Genomic DNA, 16,175 nt, shown 5'->3' with positions numbered 1-16,175 from the left:
AAATTGATGAATAATTACTTTACCGCTAATGAATATCATAGCGATTATCTTATTGCTAAATGTCAGACCAAATGTAAACACGTTACGATGTTCCAGCCGAACATACCGCAGAGTGTTTCAATGGCAGAACGTTTATTATGGGAAGTCAACGCGGAAGATCATCAATGGCGTCACCAATATATCGGGCAGATGCCAGATTTTCTGGCGAAATATTTCAGCCGTCGCTATGTTGATATCCTTAACTGCTCAGGCCGCCGTGATGCGAACACTTTCCTGAGAAAAACAGTCGGCCAGAATGTCTTGCCTCGGTTACGGTTAGTTAAAACAAGATACCAATTTAACCATCATGTTTCTGGCATCGCGCCTTTTCCTTTTATTGACCAACTAGAAAATATAGCGACATACGATCGCAAACAGCTCTTAAAGCTCGCCCATGAGGTTTCTGTTTTTATTTCCAGCAATTATGAGCACTATTCTTTGGCATGCTCTTCCAATAAAAAGCCCTCCTCAAAAGCCTCAGGCCCTGTTAACCATGAAGATGAGTTATTTTCCCGCGTTGCTGATTTATACCAATTATTGGCAAATCTGACTCTGCAATGTGGTACGAATCCTCCTTATTGGCAGCGTTTCAATCGTGGACGTAAAGCCCCCTCTGTTGACCAACTTTGTTCTGGTATGTTGCGTATGATGTCCGCCCGCTGGTGGTATTTTCGTTTAAAACGGTTGCGTGATATCCAATCTGAACATATGGCGATTGCTGTTGGGCAAGTACAGCAAGCGGCATCTCCTTATGTTTCACGCCATGCACTACGGGAATGGTTGGAACAAAAACGGCGTAACCGTGAATTTTTCAAGCATTTTGATTTAGAAAATGAGGAAGGGGAACGTATTTCACTAGCGGATACAGTTGTTCATAGCAATGCGAATCCCGCGATCCGACGTTGTGAATTGATGGTCAGAATGCGCGGTTTTGAAGATATCGCCAATAAAATGAACTGTGTTGGAGAATTCTATACCATCACGGCACCAGCGAAATATCATGCGGCCCAACATAAAGGCGGGTTGGTCAAATACTGGAATGGTGCGAATCCGCAAGATACTCAACGTTATCTGTGCGGCATCTGGGCGAAGTCCCGTGCAGCGATCGCTCGTGCGGGGATGAACATATTTGGTTTCCGCGTAGTGGAACCGCATCATGATGGTACTCCTCATTGGCATATGGTGCTGTTTATGTTGCCAGAGCATCAGCAGCAGATTAGAGAAACTATTGAACGTTATGCCTGTCAGGAAGAGCAGGACGAATTGCAGAGCAATGAAGCTAAAACAGCGCGCTTTGATTATAGAGTGATTGATCCCAAAAAAGGCAGTGCAACGGGCTATATCGCTAAATATATTTCTAAAAATATAGATGGTTATGCGTTGGAAGAGGAAAAGGACTATGAAACGGGTGAATCTCTGTGCGATATGGCGAAATCAGTGACAGCTTGGGCGAGTCGTTGGCGTATTCGCCAATTTCAGCAAATTGGTGGAGCGCCTGTTTCGGTTTGGCGTGAATTGCGTCGTCTCAGGGAGGTGCGTTTATCCGATAATAAAATCAATGCTGTTTTGCAGGCGGCGGATGAAGGGAATTGGGCGGCTTATATTCAGGGGCAGGGAGGGCCGTGGGTTGCGCGCCGTGATCTGGTCATTCGCTTATCTTATAAACATATTCCATTTGGTAGCCCTTATGGTGAAGACATTGACACCATACAAGGCGTGACATCCCCGTTTATGTCTCGTGCGGAGTTTATCTGCACGCGTATTCACCAATGGACTATTGTACCGAAATCTGATACGGATAAATTAGAACGGATTGTTTATAAAAAGATCAAAAAAAACTCCTCTTGGAGTTCTGTCAATAACTGTACGGATGGACTGGTGGATGGGCAAATTGAGCGTCATCTAGACCGTAGAATTTTCGTGGCGCAAAAAAACATCAATTTGGTAAATGTTTCTGCTAAAACAACAGTTAATAGCTATTAACTATCAAATTTAATCACTAAAAAGGTAAAAACTACTTTAATTTTAGTTCTATTACGTGTACTGTATATATGTACAGTGTCTATGTGGAGGCGAATATAGCAGTGGAATCTCTTATGGAATCATTGGTAGCGCAACGTATCAATTTCATTGCTAGAATGGCAACAAGTTGCGAATGTAATCATGCAGAAGACAAAGAACTGGCACTTGTTTGGATAGCGGAGCTATCTGCACCTTATGAAAAAAGATTTAACAGTTACCAGAGTAAATTGGAAGATGAGCTGTTAGAGAATGAGGTGCACAACAACAAAATGTTAAGGGATTCGGGGTTAATAGAAGAATAGATTTGGCGGGAGAAAAGGATGCGAGTGGAAATATTTTTCGATAAACGAGCTAAGGTTTCTGAATCAGTCATATCTTCACTTGAAAGTGAACTAAAAAAAAGAATACTACCGCAATATCCTGATACGCATTTTAGAATTGCAATCAGCAGCAGTACCTCCGTAAGAGTGACAGGAACCAAAGACAGCAGTGAACGTGACCACATGATGGAACTTATTCAAAATGTCTGGGAGGATGATAGTTGGTTATCGGAATAAAGCCGAGAGAGCATTAATACCCTCCAACTGACTGCATTTCAGTATAATAGAAAGATAATAGTGAAGGGGGCAGAAAACCATTTCCTGTCCTCTTCGCTATTGGAATTTCACCTTTTCTTTCACCTGTTCATTTGTACTATTTCTCTAACAACCTGATCTTGTTGAGACATTCCACTGATTATTCGATCATAACTCTTCTATTTACTGACTATTTTCTGCAAAGAAAAGGAGAGTGTATGCAAGTTATCGCACAACAAAATGAAACGGTTGATGCCATATGTTGGCGTCATTATGGCCGCACACTGGGTATGACTGAACGTGTGTTACAGGTAAATCCTGGTTTGGCTGACTTTGGCGCGGTATTGCCTCATGGAACGAAAATTGAAATGCCGGAATTTATGCCTGTTGCCAGTAAACCAATTATTCAGCTTTGGGATTAAGAGAACGTCAATATGAGGCTGATCGGATTATTAGGGATTGGAACAATGAGAAAAATGCCTTTAATTGTCAGCTTGGTCATTGGCATCAGCCTTGGCTGGTGGGGACAGCGTTCATTACTACTCAGTGAGATAGCGGGCTTAAAGCAGCAACACGCTGCACAGCTCATGGCCATCAATCAAAAAGCGAACTCAGAAACACTGATAGCTATCCAACAAATGAAGGATGCACAGAACCGAGCCACACAACTGGATGAATACTATTCAGGGAAATTATCCCATGTCAACGAAGAAAATGCAGCTTTGCTTGCTGATATTACTGTTGGTCATCGGCGGGGGCAAATCGCCGCCGCCAACCTTGCTACCTGTCAGCTCACCCAAAATCGAGATCCCCGCGCCCGCAGCGTGGGCGATGGAACCCAAATCGAACTCACTGCAAAATCTGGACGCGCTATTTACGATATCCGCACTGGGATCATCCGAGACCAAGCCAAATTAGATTATCTGCAACAATATATTCGCGACGTTGTTAGGCAGTGCAAGCCGGAGTAATCGTAACTCGCCTCAATGGCGTCCAGGACAGACCCAAAAGCCTTTTTTCGTGCAGAAATAAGGCTTTTATTTTATTGATTTAAAAGGTTTTTATCTCTTGTTTTGTATGGGGATTCCTACAAGCCTAGTTTAATGTCCGGCCTGCTTTTTCATGGCATTCTTATGTCATGAACACACAACTCACTGAACTGATGCGCTTATTGCGCAACCTGATCCGAACCGGCGTCATTACCCAAGTGGATACCACAAAGGGAATGTGTCGGGTCGCGACAGGCAACCTTGAAACCAACTGGCTGCACTGGTTGACATCCAGAGCGGGAAATTCCCGCACATGGTGGGCACCCAGTGTCGGTGAACAGGTTTTATTACTGTCCATAGGCGGAGAACTGACCACTGCCTTTGTATTGCCAGCGATTTTTTCAGATGAGTTTCCGGCACCTTCAACTTCTCCTGAAGCGACGCATATTACGTTTCCGGATGGTGCTGTAATGGAGTATGAGCCGCAATCAGGCGCATTGACTGTGACTGGCATCAAAACCGCGACAGTGACTGCATCGGATTCCGTCCATATTACCGCGCCGGAAATTACCTGTGTCGCCAACACCCGAATTACGTTGGATACACCGGAAGTCATCTGTACGCAGCTGATGAGCACGGGCAATCTGATCGTGCGTAACGGCGGCAAAATGACGGGCAATATTGAACACACCGGAGGCACATTTAGTTCCAACGGCGTGGTCGTGGATTCCCATAAACACACCGGCGTCAGGTCAGGCGGTGACACATCAGGAGGCCCCATATGATGTATCTGGGAATGAACCGGCAGACGGGCCGGGAGTTGACAGATTTGGCACATGTCCGGCAATCCGTCAGCGATATTTTACTTACCTCCGTGGGCAGCCGTATCGCACGCCGTACTTACGGCTCTTTGCTGCCTGAATTGATTGACTGGCCACAGAATCCGGCGCTCCGGCTTCAGGTCATGGCGGCCAGTTTTACCGCAATCAGCCGCTGGGAGCCACGTGTAACGCTGACGTCCGTCTCAATGGAAACCGGACAGGACGGCAAAATGGTGGTGGATATTACGGGTACTTATCATCAATCCGCCAAGGAATTCTCACTTTCTATTCCGGTGAGTCATTCCCGATGAGGCTATTCCTGAGAGGTAAAGCATGCCAACAATCGATTTAAGCCAGTTGCCACCACCGGATGTGGTGGAGCCACTGGATTATGAACAACTGCTGGAAGAGCGTAAAAAAGGACTGATATCGCTTTATCCGGAAGAACAACAAGAAGCGCTCGCCCGTACTTTGCAACTGGAGTCTGAACCACTGGTCAAGTTGCTGGAAGAGAATGTTTATCGCGAGCTGCTGTTGCGCCAACGGGTGAATGAAGCCGCTCGGGCGGTGATGGTGGCTTATTCAACAGGCAGTGACTTGGATCAATTGGGAGCGAACAATAACGTATCTCGTATGATCTTGCGCCCTGCGGATAACTCCACCGTACCACCAACACCGGCAGTTATGGAATCTGACAACGATTACCGCGTGCGTATTCCTCAGGCTTTTGAAGGTTTGAGCGTCGCAGGCCCCGTTGGTTCTTATGAATACCATGCCCGCAGTGCGGATGGTCGTGTCGCAGATGCTTCTGCAATCAGCCCATCGCCGGCCAACGTCACCGTGACCATCATGTCCCGTGAAAACAAGGGTGTTGCTTCCAAAGATTTGCTGGAAAAAGTCGAAAAAGCACTGAACGACGAAAACGTTCGTCCTGTGGCTGATCGTCTGAAAGTTCAGTCTGCCAACATCGTGGAATATGAAATTAATGCGGTGCTGTACATCTTCCCGACACCGGAATCAGAACCAATCCGCAAGGCGGCAGAGCAAAAACTGAAACACTACGTTGAAGCACAGCATCGTCTGGGGCGTGACATTCGTTTGTCGGCAATTTATGCCGCACTGCATGTAGAAGGTGTCCAGCGTGTGGAGCTGAAAGCGCCGTTGAAAGACGTTGTGTTGGATAAAACTCAGGCATCTTACTGCACCAAAACCACCCTAACGATGGGAGGCTCTGATGAATGACCGCCTTCTGCCGATGGGCTCAACGCAGCTAGAACTTGCGGCGGCCAAAGCCTGCGCGGAATTGCAGAAAGTTAAAGTGCCGCTGCGTGAACTGTGGAACCCGGATACCTGTCCGGCCTCACTGCTGCCTTATCTGGCATGGGCGTGGTCAGTCGATCGCTGGGATGAAAACTGGCCTGAGAACACCAAAAGGGAGGTGATCAAAAGCTCATTGTTCCTGCATAAGCACAAAGGAACGATCGGGGCGATCCGACGGGTCGTTGAGCCATTGGGTTATCTCATCCGCGTAAAAGAGTGGTGGCAGACTAACGATGTGCCGGGCACCTTCCGACTGGATATTGGTGTACTGGATAGCGGTATCACCCATGAAATGTTCGAAGAACTGGAAAACCTGATTTTTGATGCCAAACCAGTGAGCAGGCATCTGATTGGGTTAGATATCAACTTAGATACACGTGGTGAATATCACTACTCGGCAGCGACTTACAGCGGCGACGAACTGACAGTTTACCCTTATTTCCCGGAAGAAGTGACTGTAATCGGCTCAGAAATTATGGGCGCGGGCATACATATTATTGATGACATGAGGATTAGACCATGAGTACCAAATATTTTGCGCTGCTGACGCAGTTAGGCGCGGATAAATTGGCAAATGCGGCGGCACTGGGTACTAAAATCGAAATTACCCATATGGCCGTTGGTGATGGTGGTGGCAGCCTGCCGACACCAGATACCAAACAAACCAAACTGATTAATGAAAAACGTCGGGCGGCGATTAACACGCTGAGCATCGATCCTAAAAACACCAATCAAATCATCGCTGAACAGGTGATCCCTGAAGGCGAAGGTGGCTGGTGGATCCGTGAAATCGGCCTGTTTGATAAAGACGGAATTTTGATCGCTGTGGGTAACTGTGCAGAAACCTACAAACCCCAATTGCAGGAAGGTTCCGGCCGTACCCAGACTATTCGCATGATTCTGATTGTCAGCAGCGCTAACGCGGTGACATTGAAAATTGATCCGTCGGTGATTTTGGCGACACGTGAATATGTGGATGACTCCATCCAGAAACATGCGAACAGCCGTAACCATCCAGATGCAACGCTGAAAGAGAAAGGATTTGTCATCCTGAGTAGTGTGGTGGATAGCAATAGCGAAACCCATGCGGCAACACCGAAAGCGGTAAAAACGGCTTATGACTTTGCGAATTCGGCGAATAATAATGCTAATGGTCGAGTGCCATTGACTCGTAAGGTAAATGGTAAGGCGCTGAATGCTGACATTTCATTAAACGCAGCAGATGTTGATGCTTATAATAAAGCTGAAACTGACGCTAAAGTGCATGAAGCTAAGACTTTAGCTAATACTGCAGACCAAAATGCGGCTAATGCAAATAATAATGCCAATACGCGTCTGGAAAAAAACAAGAATGGCGCGGATATTCCAGACAAAGACGAGTTTGTAAAAAACCTCGGTTTATTGGGAACGGTAGATCTTGCTAAAAATGCAGTGCCCAATTCACGGAAGGTGAATGGCAAGGCGTTGACGGGAGATATCACCCTAAGTGCGGAAGATGTCCAAGGTGAACCGCGTTTTAACACGCCGATAGATCTGACAGGGTTGAGCAGTGACCGCTATTACCCCGTATGGTGGCGCTTTCCATCTAATGATGGAGCGAATTCGTGGTTAACGATACACCGTTGGTATGCGGAAGATAGGGAAAAAGAACCCTTTGGTGCAGGTGAAACCCATCTGGCTGGATTGTCATTACAGATTGAAGGAGGGGATACTCTGTGGGGAGGGGATGCCCATTATCTGAATATTAAGCGTATTCGTCAAACCTATCGCAATACCGTTAAAAATATTCGTTATGGCATGATGAGTATCGCAAGGCCAATTGAGGGTAAATATCCTCTTTATGAAAATGTTAAGCCAGGAGATATTGTAGAATGTAGAAGATTCAGTGGCTGCTATTTACGTGGAGGTTTAACTTATCATATAACAAGTAATTTTTCCGACATTCATTACTCTCGTAAAGAAGATGAATTTGAGATTTCTCAAGCTTTAGAATCCAATGATAATTTTGAAATTAAATGGATGGTGAAATCATATGCCATTGATGACCCTCTATTAGGAAAAGAATACGACGATACCGTTTTGCCTTATGCTTATGATTATGCAGAGACTATCAATCTGGCTAAGAATGCATTGCAACGCAGTGGGGGCGATGTAACAGGTGACATAACTATTACCACTGACACTATGTTATGTTGGCGTAGAAACACTGATATGGCCGCTATCGGTTTTAAAAACACTGAGGATGCTGATACAGACTCATACATGTGGTTCAGAACTGCAGATAATGGTAATGAGTATTTCAAATGGGAGCATTACCATGTTGGCGGTGCAATCACTGAATGGATGAGCCTTAAATCTGATAATCTTCGAGTCAGAGGACATAAAGTCTACCATGAAGGGAATGCTAAAGATGATGGAAATGGATATCTAAAAATATCTTCCCCTATAGTAGAAATATATTCTGATGGTTCATTCAAAATTAATGATGAGTCAGAGGGTGCGAATGTTATTAAACTTAGTATAGGTAGTTACAATGTTTCTGGTATATTGGGTTATAATTCTGATAAAGTATGGGGAGTATATGGTGGTATATCATCACCAAAGAATAATAATGGACTTGAGCTAATTTACATTGATGATGAAGTAAAAAAAGATGGCAGTATTATAATTGAAACTTTCCATCGTCAGCATTCACATCTACCTGAAAAATTCCAAAACTGGAGAATAAAAGAGATTGTGGATGACAAAAAAATATTCTATAACGATGGAGAACCTTGTGATATTCCTTTTGGTTGTCGATTAGATGTTCGTGTTCAGATGCCAGAAGATTCTGTTTGGAACCAAAAAAAAAGTAAATTACAAGAAGAAATTAATTATTTTAACAAGAAGTAAAAATACATTTTTAAGAGTTGTTATATTAAAAAATAATAATAAAAATCAGGGGCAATAAAGCCCCTTTTTTATTATTCTGGCCTAATAGGCCAATCAATTTTATGATTATCTGAAATATCTACATCAATCAATTTAATACTATATATTTCCCAATTATTTAATAAATTAATTTCGTCCTCAGATATCATATTTAATCGTTTTTTCCTTTCTAACTGAATAATTCTTTGCTCAGCTTCATGCAATAGTGACTGCTTTTGACTTTCTAATTCCTGTAATTCATTCTGTTTCTGCGCATTAACATCTATTATCCATTGTTTCCCATCCCATTTATCAAAAGATGTTCTTGGCTCTAATAGGGTTACTTCAGAAGGTAATTCTCCCACTGACTGTATTTTATGGGATTGTCGTGTTTTGATATTATAGGCGGTTTTTCCACGATAATCTGGTACATTAACCCAGAATTTTCCATCTATACTACGACAAATAGCAATATCAGCCGCATCAGGTAATTCAGGTGCATCTAAATAAGCACTAGCAGATAAGCCAACACCAATAACAGTGCGTTCCATATCTGCACAAATATATTCACTGGTTTCTGTATTAGCTCGATAAACCATTACCCAGCCATTAGACGTTGCAAAACCATTTTCATCAAATTTTGGTGTTTTAAGATTTGTTGTATATTTCATTATGCTGCTCTCACTATATATAAAAATGCGATGTTACGGGGACGGGCTGATACATAGGCCCACCAATCATAAGTTTCTGCCATTTTTTGTTTATCCCAATATATCCATCTTTTACCTTTTGTATTTTCCCATTGAGTAGCTGTCATAGGATCACCAAATGCACAACTTGGATTACCGAGAAAACTTATATCTCCTGTATCATTATCATCAAACCCAGATATTATTGTTCCTTCTTGATGGGTTAATATTCCCCTATTCGGATCTGCGCCTTTTCCATTATCCCAAGCTCGAATAAATTCACCACGTAGATCTGGTACAAATCCAGAAGGATATGCCATTGCTAATTTAGGGTATTGAGATTTATTAAACTGCTGACCATTACACTCAAAATAACCATCGGGTGGATTTGCATGAGACCAAGGCAAAGGGACACCAACTGGAATATTATTAATACTAGCAACATCATCAGTTGTAGCAACAACACCATTCTTTTGAGGAAAATTTAATAACCATTGATTTTGGTTACCTTGATTTCTCTGAACAAAATATATACCTTTTCCATCCTGAGTAGTTTCTAAGTATATATAGTCTCCGGTGTTTTGATGGACGAAATTAACTCTACCATAACCAGTATGTCTAATGGTATGCGCTAAATAAGAATTTATTGTACCGGGACAATATAGTTCTCCATTTTTAGAAAAAACCCAATCGCCCCCACCATCGTAACCATTATTAATACGAATTCCATCACCACCTTTGTCTTTATATATCCATGCTCGTGGCCGCCCATCATCATCAGTCAGTCCAAAATGTTGTCTTCCATCCCCTTGAGATGCTACAACGCCAGAAGCTTGTATCGCTCCATTTAATTTCCCGCCAGTTATAGGTAATGCTCCGACATCTGCCGCAGAAGGTTTATTTTTAGTGGTATAGAATTCTGTCCACGATTCTTCAAATCCAAAACCATCTCTGGCTGAACGATACGCTATTCCATTGTTCCTATATATAGTTTTTAATTGAAGAGCAGGGGTACTACCGGTGTCCACATTAAAATGAACAATAAGTAAAGAGTCTCCTGTTCTTTGAGCAACATAAGAGCCGGATGTAGCATTCCACGGTACGCCATTTTCTCCTTGAACAAAAGTTGTAGCACCTCTTGAAAATGCCCCAACATCCACTGCATTCAGATTGATATCATCCGTTAGAGATTTTCCATTCACCTTCCGTGAATTGGGCACTGCATTTTTAGCGAGATCTACCGTTCCCAATAAACCGAGGTTTTTCACAAATTTTGGATCTTAATGATCCTAGTCAAGATCCCGCCCCCTATACCCTAAAAACCAAAGATCAATACTGAAAATAGACCGTCTTAGTACATCAAAAAATAACCAAGACCCAGAATTGCCTCGAATAATACGAAAAAGGATAAATTTTGAACCGAAATATTGACTCTCAATCAATCCTTTTCCAAAATTTTTTGACCAGCTACAGCTGGGTTAACGTATTAAGCGCATACGTAATGTATTTGCCCGTAACTTGATAATGACGTTGGCGCTTGGAACCAGAATAAAAAATATTATCTCTCCCTGTTAATCCGCAAAAAATAACACTTTTTACAGTCCATTTGTACGATGAAACTTACAAGGTCAATCAATTAAAATCTATCCTAGCATTCATTAATCTGTACAGACTGCTTATCCGCAGAGGAAAGCGAAATTTTCAAGGTTTCGCTTTCTGATTGATTTTCAACTATAAGGAAAAAGATATGTCTGAAACAATTAAAACCGAAAATCAGAACCCTGAGCATGAATGCTTGTTTGATCCCAATAATTATAAAGGTGAGCAGGTTATTGCTCCAGAAGGCTCTTTCTATTGGGCACTGATTCAATTGAAATTGGGCAAGGAAGTGCGCCGCAGTGACTGGGCTGACAAGGAACAGCTAAACTTTGTTCCACGCCGTACCGACACCGAAGGCAAGTTCGATTATTTATCCCATATTGATAAGAGCAATAAACACGGCAACTGGGCACCTTGGCAGCCGATGCAAGAAGATCTGATGGCTTGCGATTGGGCGTTGATTCAAGAAGTGATAAAGCCTGAACCCGGATTAGAGAGCGCAAATCTGGTTTTTGATCTTAAATTAGACATAATCATATCTTCATGGGGAGCTCAAAGAACTTGGGGGTATAGAGGTGAGAAAGGGGGGCCTGCTTATAATAACTCACTTTTTGGTAGCTTAAATATGATTCAAAATAACACTGATATTAAAACCGTTACGGCATTCTATGTTAGCGATATAGCTGATATTTACCAAAAGTTCCAATATATCCACTTTCATTTCTTCTCTGAAAAAATGAATGATTTGCGGTATGACAGCGAGATAAAGGAAAAAACTCTGCAGGTAACCGTCGATAACGTTACCTATAATTTAGGAAAGCCTACTACCGCTCCTTTCGGCGGAGAATTGGGATGGATGGCTACATATAGTAATGAGCAAAATCCAGCCGTTGATGAACTGATTAAAGTCTTACAGCAAGTAGGTGAAACTAAGCGTTTTTACTGTGTTTGGAAGTAATCCAATTCTGAATTAGTTTGTGAAGGCTACACATTGTGTGGCCTTAATCATATCCAGTACTTTTTTTTGCCCTCACCAAAAAATAACCAAAACCGCCAATTGACTTGAATAATGCGGGAAAGAGCAAATTTCGAACTAAAAACAGGCGAACAAAAAACCATATCCGGTATTCTTTGATGGTGACTTCTATTTACCGCATCATGTCGAGAAGTTATACAGCAGAGACAATTTTATGACCTTACAGGCAAATACAAATCAGGCTGTTGATGATGATCTCCTGCCGCTTTCTGCAATACCCAATGACAGGACACCGGAGGGATACAAAAAACTCATTGCGATGGACAATGACTTTTTTGCAGCAGACGCTGAAATCCAGAACATGTTCAAGATTGACCAGTAAAATCCTTGTAAACACCAGAAATCTAATTCTTTCCAACGGCGTTCCCCAACCAGAACAACACTTTACATCTATCCCATTTGTACCATCCACCACACACCGCTAACCGAATGATTTTAAATGCCTATTGCGTCAATATATTCCCACACCTTAACAGGAGAGAACCGCTAATATGGCACAAGATTATCATCACGGCGTCCGTGTACAGGAAATCAAAGAAGGTACGCGCACCATCACTACCGTTAGCACCGCTATCGTGGGTATGGTCTGTACTGCACCTGACGCAGACGAAAAAACATTTCCATTAGACACACCGGTATTACTGACTGACGTTATGAGCGCCATTGGTAAAGCTGGTGAAAAAGGCACTTTGGCCGCATCACTGAAAGCAATCGCAGCACAGGCACAACCTGTCACTGTCGTGGTTCGTGTGGCTGAGGGCGAAACTGAAGAAAAAACCAGTAACAACATCATCGGTGGGGTTACTCCAGAAGGTAAGAAAACGGGTATAAAGGCACTGCTTGCGGCACCAAGTCAACTCGGTGTTAAACCCCGTATTCTGGGGGTTCCGGGCCTGGACTCACTAGCGGTTGCTAATGAGCTTGCCTCTGTTGCCAAGCAACTGAAAGCAATGGCGTATGTAAGCGCTTATGGCTGCAAGACCTACATTGAAGCGATCAAATATCGTGTAAACTTCGGTCAACGTGAGGTAATGCTGATTTGGCCTGATTTCCTGAGATGGGATAAAGGTGAAGTTATTGCACCTGCGACGGCTTATGCACTGGGCTTGCGCGCCAAAATCGACGAAGAGACCGGTTGGCACAAAACCCTGTCCAATGTGGGCGTTAACGGCGTAACGGGTCTGTCTGCCGATGTCTTCTGGGATCTGCAAGCGACTGGAACTGACGCTGATCTTCTGAACCAAAATCACATCACAACACTGATCCGCAAAAACGGTTTTCGTTTCTGGGGTTCACGCACTTGTGCTGGTCCTGATTCTGATGAGTCACTGTTTCAGTTCGAAAGCTACACCCGTACTGCTCAGGTTCTGGCTGACACCATGGCTGACGCGCATATGTGGGCTATCGACAAGCCGCTGACTCCATCACTGGTACGCGACATTATTGAAGGTATCAATGCCAAGTTCCGCGAGCTGAAAGCCGGTGGCTACATCATTGACGGTCGTTGCTGGTATGACGACAAAATTAACGATAAAGACACCCTGAAAACAGGCAAACTGACCATCGATTATGACTATACACCTGTACCGCCACTGGAAAACATGATGTTACGCCAGCGCATTACAGATAGTTACCTGATGGATTTCGCGAAAAGTATCAATAAATAAGGGGCTAACTGATGGCATTACCTCGCAAACTTAAATACCTGAACTTGTTCAATGATGGCAACAACTATCAGGGCATTGTGGAAGAACTGACTCTTCCTAAGCTAAGCCGCAAATTGGAAGCCTATCGCGGTGCCGGTATGAACGGCAGTGCAATGGTGGATCTGGGGCTGGATGAAGGCGCTCTGGATGCGGAATTCACTCTGGGTGGCATTGAAGCTCAATTGTACAAACAGTGGGGCATCTCGAAAGTCGATGGCGTCATGCTGCGTTTCGCAGGCTCTTTTGAGCGCGAAGATACCGGCGATGTGGTTGCGGTTGAAGTCGTGATGCGTGGTCGCTTCCAAGAGTTCGATCACGGCACTTATAAACAAGGTGATAACACTCAGACCAAAATCACCGCCAAAAACACTTACTTCAAACTGACATGGGATGGCGAAGAGTTGATTGAAATTGATACCGTCAACATGGTTGAGAAAGTGGGTGGGGAAGATCGTCTGGAACAGCATCGCCGCGCTATCGGTCTTTTTTAATCGCTTCTTTTAGCAATTAGCATTTTTAAAACTTATTTCCTGTCTCTCCGCCTCTGCTGAGACAGGTTTTTAATCGGATAAACAAGGTTGAACCATGACTGAAACACTGAATACTCAAAATGACGATCTGCGCACTATCGAATTGGAAGCCCCACTGGCGCGAGGCAATGGTGAAATCACGGAAGTGATGATCCGCAAACCCACGAGTGGTGCGCTGCGAGGTGCACGTTTACAGGCACTGCTGGAAATGGATGTGGATTCTATGCTGCTTGTCCTGCCGCGTGTTACTACCCCTGCATTGACCAAAAATGACCTGATGATGATGTCACCTGGCGATCTGATTAATCTCAGTGTGGAGGTGGTCAATTTTTTGTTGCCGAAGTCGGTCAAGTCCGATTCCTAGAACGATTAACTGTTGATGAATTGGTGGCAGATATTGCCACCGTTTTTCACTGGTCACCGGCAGTGACAGATGAAATGTCATTGCCGGAATTATTGGACTGGCGACATCGGGCCATTTTAAGAAGTGGTGCAGAAAATGAGTAATATACAGTCACAGCTTAACAAGGTACTGAGTATTGTTGGCAAGCTGACCAATTCCTTTAAATCTTTTCAACAGCATCAGAAAAAACTGGTAGGTTCAGTAGATAAAATTCATAACCAGTTTAAAAAACTCAATAAGACTGTTGAAGGATTAAAACCCATTGTAGGTTATGCGCAGGAAACTGCGCGTATGCGCGCCGACCTTAAGGCCTATAATCAAACAATTAAACAATCTTTCTCTGCGCGGCAGAATTCCTCAAAAGTGACGCAGGTAAGTGCTGCCAGTCAATCAGTCAATATTATCCAAATGACCCAAAGTGTCAGTCAAGAAAATTCATCTGGTAAAAAAAATGAATTTAATTTTGGTGTAACGGGTAATATGACTAACAATTTTAAATTGTTAGACAAGTTGGTCATTAATATTAATCCTAAGGTAACTATTTTATTTAGCATACTGAATAAAATTAATGGGGTTCTGAATTTAACGACTGGTTTTGTAAACGTCACATTCCAAACATTAATTAGTTATATACAAGTATTCGGCAATATTGGCATAAAAGCATTTGGTTCATTAAAAATCAGTCTGGCCATATTTGCTCAACTAGGTATTCAGGCATTTGCGGTTTTCAGTGCGAAACTGAATTTCTTTGCTCAATTGGGACTTAATATTTTTGCGCAATTAAGAGCCAGCCTAAATGTATTTGTTCAAATTGGTATTCAGGCGCTGAATAAATTAAGTACCAGTTTGGATCTCTTTGCCCAGATAGGGATTCAGGCTTTTATTGAATTAAAGGCCAGTCTTAATTTCTTTGCGCAGTTGGGTATTCTGGCATTTGGTAAACTGAAAGCGACACTGGATTCGTTTGTACAGCTGGGCGTTCAGGCACTGGACCGGTTGCTGGCCCCGCTGAATGTTTTTACCCAGTTGGGGTTGAAAGCGTTTGAAGAATTAAAAGCCAGCCTCGCCTTCTTTGCTGATTTGGGTGTTCAGGCCCTGGACAAGCTGAAAGCGACACTGGATTCGTTTGTACAGCTGGGCGTTCAGGCGCTGGACCGGTTACTGGCCCCGCTGAATGTTTTTACCCAGTTGGGGTTGAAAGCGTTTGAAGAATTAAAAGCCAGCCTCGCCTTCTTTGCTGATTTGGGTGTTCAGGCCCTGGACAAGCTGAAAGCGACACTGGATTCGTTTGTACAGCTGGGCGTTCAGGCGCTGGACCGGTTACTGGCACCGCTGGATGTCTTTACCCAGTTGGGGTTGAAAGCGTTTGAAGAATTAAAAGCCAGCCTCGCCTTCTTTGCTGATTTGGGTGTTCAGGCCCTGGACAAGCTGAAAGCCACACTGGATTCGTTTGTACAGTTGGGCGTTCAGGCGCTGGACCGGTTACTGGCACCGCTGAATGTTTTTACCCAGTTGGGGTTGAAGGCGTTTGAAGAA

General features: G+C 43.5%; 18 protein-coding genes and 2 pseudogenes. 18 read left to right on the top strand and 2 right to left on the bottom strand.

Going from position 1 to position 16,175, the window contains the following annotated elements; translation table 11 throughout:
* The first annotated feature begins 6 nt into the window (after window positions 1-6).
* The 11 genes and pseudogenes from Xhom_RS21135 to Xhom_RS49780 all read left to right on the top strand — a co-directional run bounded on the left by Xhom_RS21135 (window position 7) and on the right by Xhom_RS49780 (window position 8,658).
* On the top strand, window positions 7-2,022 hold the full coding sequence (locus tag Xhom_RS21135) for a replication endonuclease (RefSeq protein ID WP_069314918.1): 2,016 nt from the start codon (window positions 7-9) through the stop codon (window positions 2,020-2,022).
* A gap of 113 nt (window positions 2,023-2,135) precedes the next feature.
* Window positions 2,136-2,363: a hypothetical protein gene (locus tag Xhom_RS21130; protein ID WP_069314919.1), complete on the top strand. Its 228-nt coding sequence runs from the start codon at window positions 2,136-2,138 to the stop codon at window positions 2,361-2,363.
* Between the two features lie 18 nt (window positions 2,364-2,381).
* Window positions 2,382-2,618, top strand: coding sequence for a DinI-like family protein (locus Xhom_RS21125; RefSeq protein WP_069314920.1), 237 nt, complete (start codon window positions 2,382-2,384; stop codon window positions 2,616-2,618).
* A gap of 236 nt (window positions 2,619-2,854) precedes the next feature.
* Window positions 2,855-3,058 carry a tail protein X gene (locus Xhom_RS21120; protein WP_069314921.1) on the top strand — a complete coding sequence of 68 codons (204 nt, stop codon included), beginning with the start codon at window positions 2,855-2,857 and terminating at the stop codon, window positions 3,056-3,058.
* Between the two features lie 45 nt (window positions 3,059-3,103).
* Window positions 3,104-3,607, top strand: coding sequence for a lysis system i-spanin subunit Rz (locus Xhom_RS21115; RefSeq protein WP_244590801.1), 504 nt, complete (start codon window positions 3,104-3,106; stop codon window positions 3,605-3,607).
* 167 nt (window positions 3,608-3,774) lie between these two features.
* Window positions 3,775-4,410 (top strand): phage baseplate assembly protein V, encoded by a 636-nt coding sequence (locus tag Xhom_RS21110; RefSeq protein ID WP_069314923.1) that lies wholly within the window; start codon window positions 3,775-3,777, stop codon window positions 4,408-4,410.
* The gene (locus tag Xhom_RS21105; RefSeq protein WP_069314924.1) at window positions 4,407-4,757 is read left to right on the top strand and encodes a GPW/gp25 family protein; all 351 of its coding nucleotides are present in this window, start codon (window positions 4,407-4,409) and stop codon (window positions 4,755-4,757) included. The genes Xhom_RS21110 and Xhom_RS21105 overlap by 4 nt, the downstream gene beginning before the upstream one ends.
* Window positions 4,758-4,779: 22 nt before the next feature.
* Window positions 4,780-5,688, top strand: a complete 909-nt coding sequence (locus tag Xhom_RS21100; RefSeq protein WP_069314925.1) for a baseplate assembly protein — start codon at window positions 4,780-4,782, stop codon at window positions 5,686-5,688.
* A complete protein-coding gene (locus Xhom_RS21095) occupies window positions 5,681-6,289 on the top strand; it encodes a phage tail protein I (protein WP_069314926.1) in 609 nt (202 codons plus the stop codon). The genes Xhom_RS21100 and Xhom_RS21095 overlap by 8 nt, the downstream gene beginning before the upstream one ends.
* Window positions 6,286-6,993, top strand: a pseudogene (locus tag Xhom_RS49785) (phage tail protein); the annotation flags it as partial. The gene Xhom_RS21095 and the pseudogene Xhom_RS49785, both read left to right, overlap by 4 nt.
* Window positions 6,994-7,563: 570 nt before the next feature.
* Window positions 7,564-8,658: a phage tail fiber protein gene (locus Xhom_RS49780; RefSeq protein ID WP_476756458.1), complete on the top strand. Its 1,095-nt coding sequence runs from the start codon at window positions 7,564-7,566 to the stop codon at window positions 8,656-8,658.
* 71 nt (window positions 8,659-8,729) lie between these two features.
* On the opposite strand, the gene Xhom_RS21080 is transcribed toward Xhom_RS49780, so the two are convergent.
* Together Xhom_RS21080 and Xhom_RS21075 are read right to left on the bottom strand one after the other, a co-directional pair.
* Window positions 8,730-9,347, bottom strand: coding sequence for a tail fiber assembly protein (locus Xhom_RS21080; RefSeq protein ID WP_069314927.1), 618 nt, complete (start codon window positions 9,345-9,347; stop codon window positions 8,730-8,732).
* Entirely contained in the window at window positions 9,347-10,633 is a 1,287-nt protein-coding gene (locus tag Xhom_RS21075; RefSeq protein WP_084022915.1) for a phage tail protein, read from the bottom strand. Before Xhom_RS21075 ends, Xhom_RS21080 begins: the two co-directional genes overlap by 1 nt.
* Before the next feature lie 479 nt (window positions 10,634-11,112).
* On the opposite strand from Xhom_RS21075, the gene Xhom_RS21070 reads away from it, so the two are divergent.
* The 7 genes and pseudogenes from Xhom_RS21070 to Xhom_RS21045 all read left to right on the top strand — a co-directional run.
* On the top strand, window positions 11,113-11,922 hold the full coding sequence (locus Xhom_RS21070) for a DUF2829 domain-containing protein (protein ID WP_069314928.1): 810 nt from the start codon (window positions 11,113-11,115) through the stop codon (window positions 11,920-11,922).
* A gap of 232 nt (window positions 11,923-12,154) precedes the next feature.
* Window positions 12,155-12,322, top strand: a complete 168-nt coding sequence (locus Xhom_RS31190; protein ID WP_157104576.1) for a hypothetical protein — start codon at window positions 12,155-12,157, stop codon at window positions 12,320-12,322.
* Between the two features lie 169 nt (window positions 12,323-12,491).
* Complete coding sequence (locus tag Xhom_RS21065; RefSeq protein ID WP_069314929.1) at window positions 12,492-13,667, top strand: phage tail sheath protein; 1,176 nt, start codon at window positions 12,492-12,494, stop codon at window positions 13,665-13,667.
* Window positions 13,668-13,678: 11 nt separating this feature from the next.
* The gene (locus tag Xhom_RS21060; protein WP_069314930.1) at window positions 13,679-14,197 is read left to right on the top strand and encodes a phage major tail tube protein; all 519 of its coding nucleotides are present in this window, start codon (window positions 13,679-13,681) and stop codon (window positions 14,195-14,197) included.
* A gap of 94 nt (window positions 14,198-14,291) precedes the next feature.
* Window positions 14,292-14,600 (top strand): phage tail assembly protein, encoded by a 309-nt coding sequence (locus Xhom_RS21055; RefSeq protein WP_069314931.1) that lies wholly within the window; start codon window positions 14,292-14,294, stop codon window positions 14,598-14,600.
* A 23-nt stretch (window positions 14,601-14,623) separates the two neighbouring features.
* Complete coding sequence (locus Xhom_RS21050; RefSeq protein ID WP_011144425.1) at window positions 14,624-14,743, top strand: GpE family phage tail protein; 120 nt, start codon at window positions 14,624-14,626, stop codon at window positions 14,741-14,743.
* Window positions 14,736-16,175, top strand: a pseudogene (locus Xhom_RS21045) (phage tail protein); the annotation flags it as partial. The gene Xhom_RS21050 and the pseudogene Xhom_RS21045, both read left to right, overlap by 8 nt.

The organism is Xenorhabdus hominickii (assembly GCF_002632725.1).
Taxonomy (GTDB): domain Bacteria; phylum Pseudomonadota; class Gammaproteobacteria; order Enterobacterales; family Enterobacteriaceae; genus Xenorhabdus; species Xenorhabdus hominickii.
Note: the sequence above shows the minus strand (reverse complement) of the source record. Positions and strands in the feature narration are given on the sequence as shown.

What these genes read in the sequence shown, in the direction of transcription:
- Xhom_RS21135 (WP_069314918.1), top strand. Translation starts at nt 7, where the DNA reads ATGAATAATTACTTTACCGCTAATGAATATCATAGCGATTATCTTATT.
- Xhom_RS21130 (WP_069314919.1), top strand. Translation starts at nt 2,136, where the DNA reads ATGGAATCATTGGTAGCGCAACGTATCAATTTCATTGCTAGAATGGCA.
- Xhom_RS21125 (WP_069314920.1), top strand. Translation starts at nt 2,382, where the DNA reads ATGCGAGTGGAAATATTTTTCGATAAACGAGCTAAGGTTTCTGAATCA.
- Xhom_RS21120 (WP_069314921.1), top strand. Translation starts at nt 2,855, where the DNA reads ATGCAAGTTATCGCACAACAAAATGAAACGGTTGATGCCATATGTTGG.
- Xhom_RS21115 (WP_244590801.1), top strand. Translation starts at nt 3,104, where the DNA reads ATGAGAAAAATGCCTTTAATTGTCAGCTTGGTCATTGGCATCAGCCTT.
- Xhom_RS21110 (WP_069314923.1), top strand. Translation starts at nt 3,775, where the DNA reads ATGAACACACAACTCACTGAACTGATGCGCTTATTGCGCAACCTGATC.
- Xhom_RS21105 (WP_069314924.1), top strand. Translation starts at nt 4,407, where the DNA reads ATGATGTATCTGGGAATGAACCGGCAGACGGGCCGGGAGTTGACAGAT.
- Xhom_RS21100 (WP_069314925.1), top strand. Translation starts at nt 4,780, where the DNA reads ATGCCAACAATCGATTTAAGCCAGTTGCCACCACCGGATGTGGTGGAG.
- Xhom_RS21095 (WP_069314926.1), top strand. Translation starts at nt 5,681, where the DNA reads ATGAATGACCGCCTTCTGCCGATGGGCTCAACGCAGCTAGAACTTGCG.
- Xhom_RS49780 (WP_476756458.1), top strand. Translation starts at nt 7,564, where the DNA reads ATGATGAGTATCGCAAGGCCAATTGAGGGTAAATATCCTCTTTATGAA.
- Xhom_RS21080 (WP_069314927.1), bottom strand. Translation starts at nt 9,347, where the DNA reads ATGAAATATACAACAAATCTTAAAACACCAAAATTTGATGAAAATGGT.
- Xhom_RS21070 (WP_069314928.1), top strand. Translation starts at nt 11,113, where the DNA reads ATGTCTGAAACAATTAAAACCGAAAATCAGAACCCTGAGCATGAATGC.
- Xhom_RS31190 (WP_157104576.1), top strand. Translation starts at nt 12,155, where the DNA reads ATGACCTTACAGGCAAATACAAATCAGGCTGTTGATGATGATCTCCTG.
- Xhom_RS21065 (WP_069314929.1), top strand. Translation starts at nt 12,492, where the DNA reads ATGGCACAAGATTATCATCACGGCGTCCGTGTACAGGAAATCAAAGAA.
- Xhom_RS21060 (WP_069314930.1), top strand. Translation starts at nt 13,679, where the DNA reads ATGGCATTACCTCGCAAACTTAAATACCTGAACTTGTTCAATGATGGC.
- Xhom_RS21055 (WP_069314931.1), top strand. Translation starts at nt 14,292, where the DNA reads ATGACTGAAACACTGAATACTCAAAATGACGATCTGCGCACTATCGAA.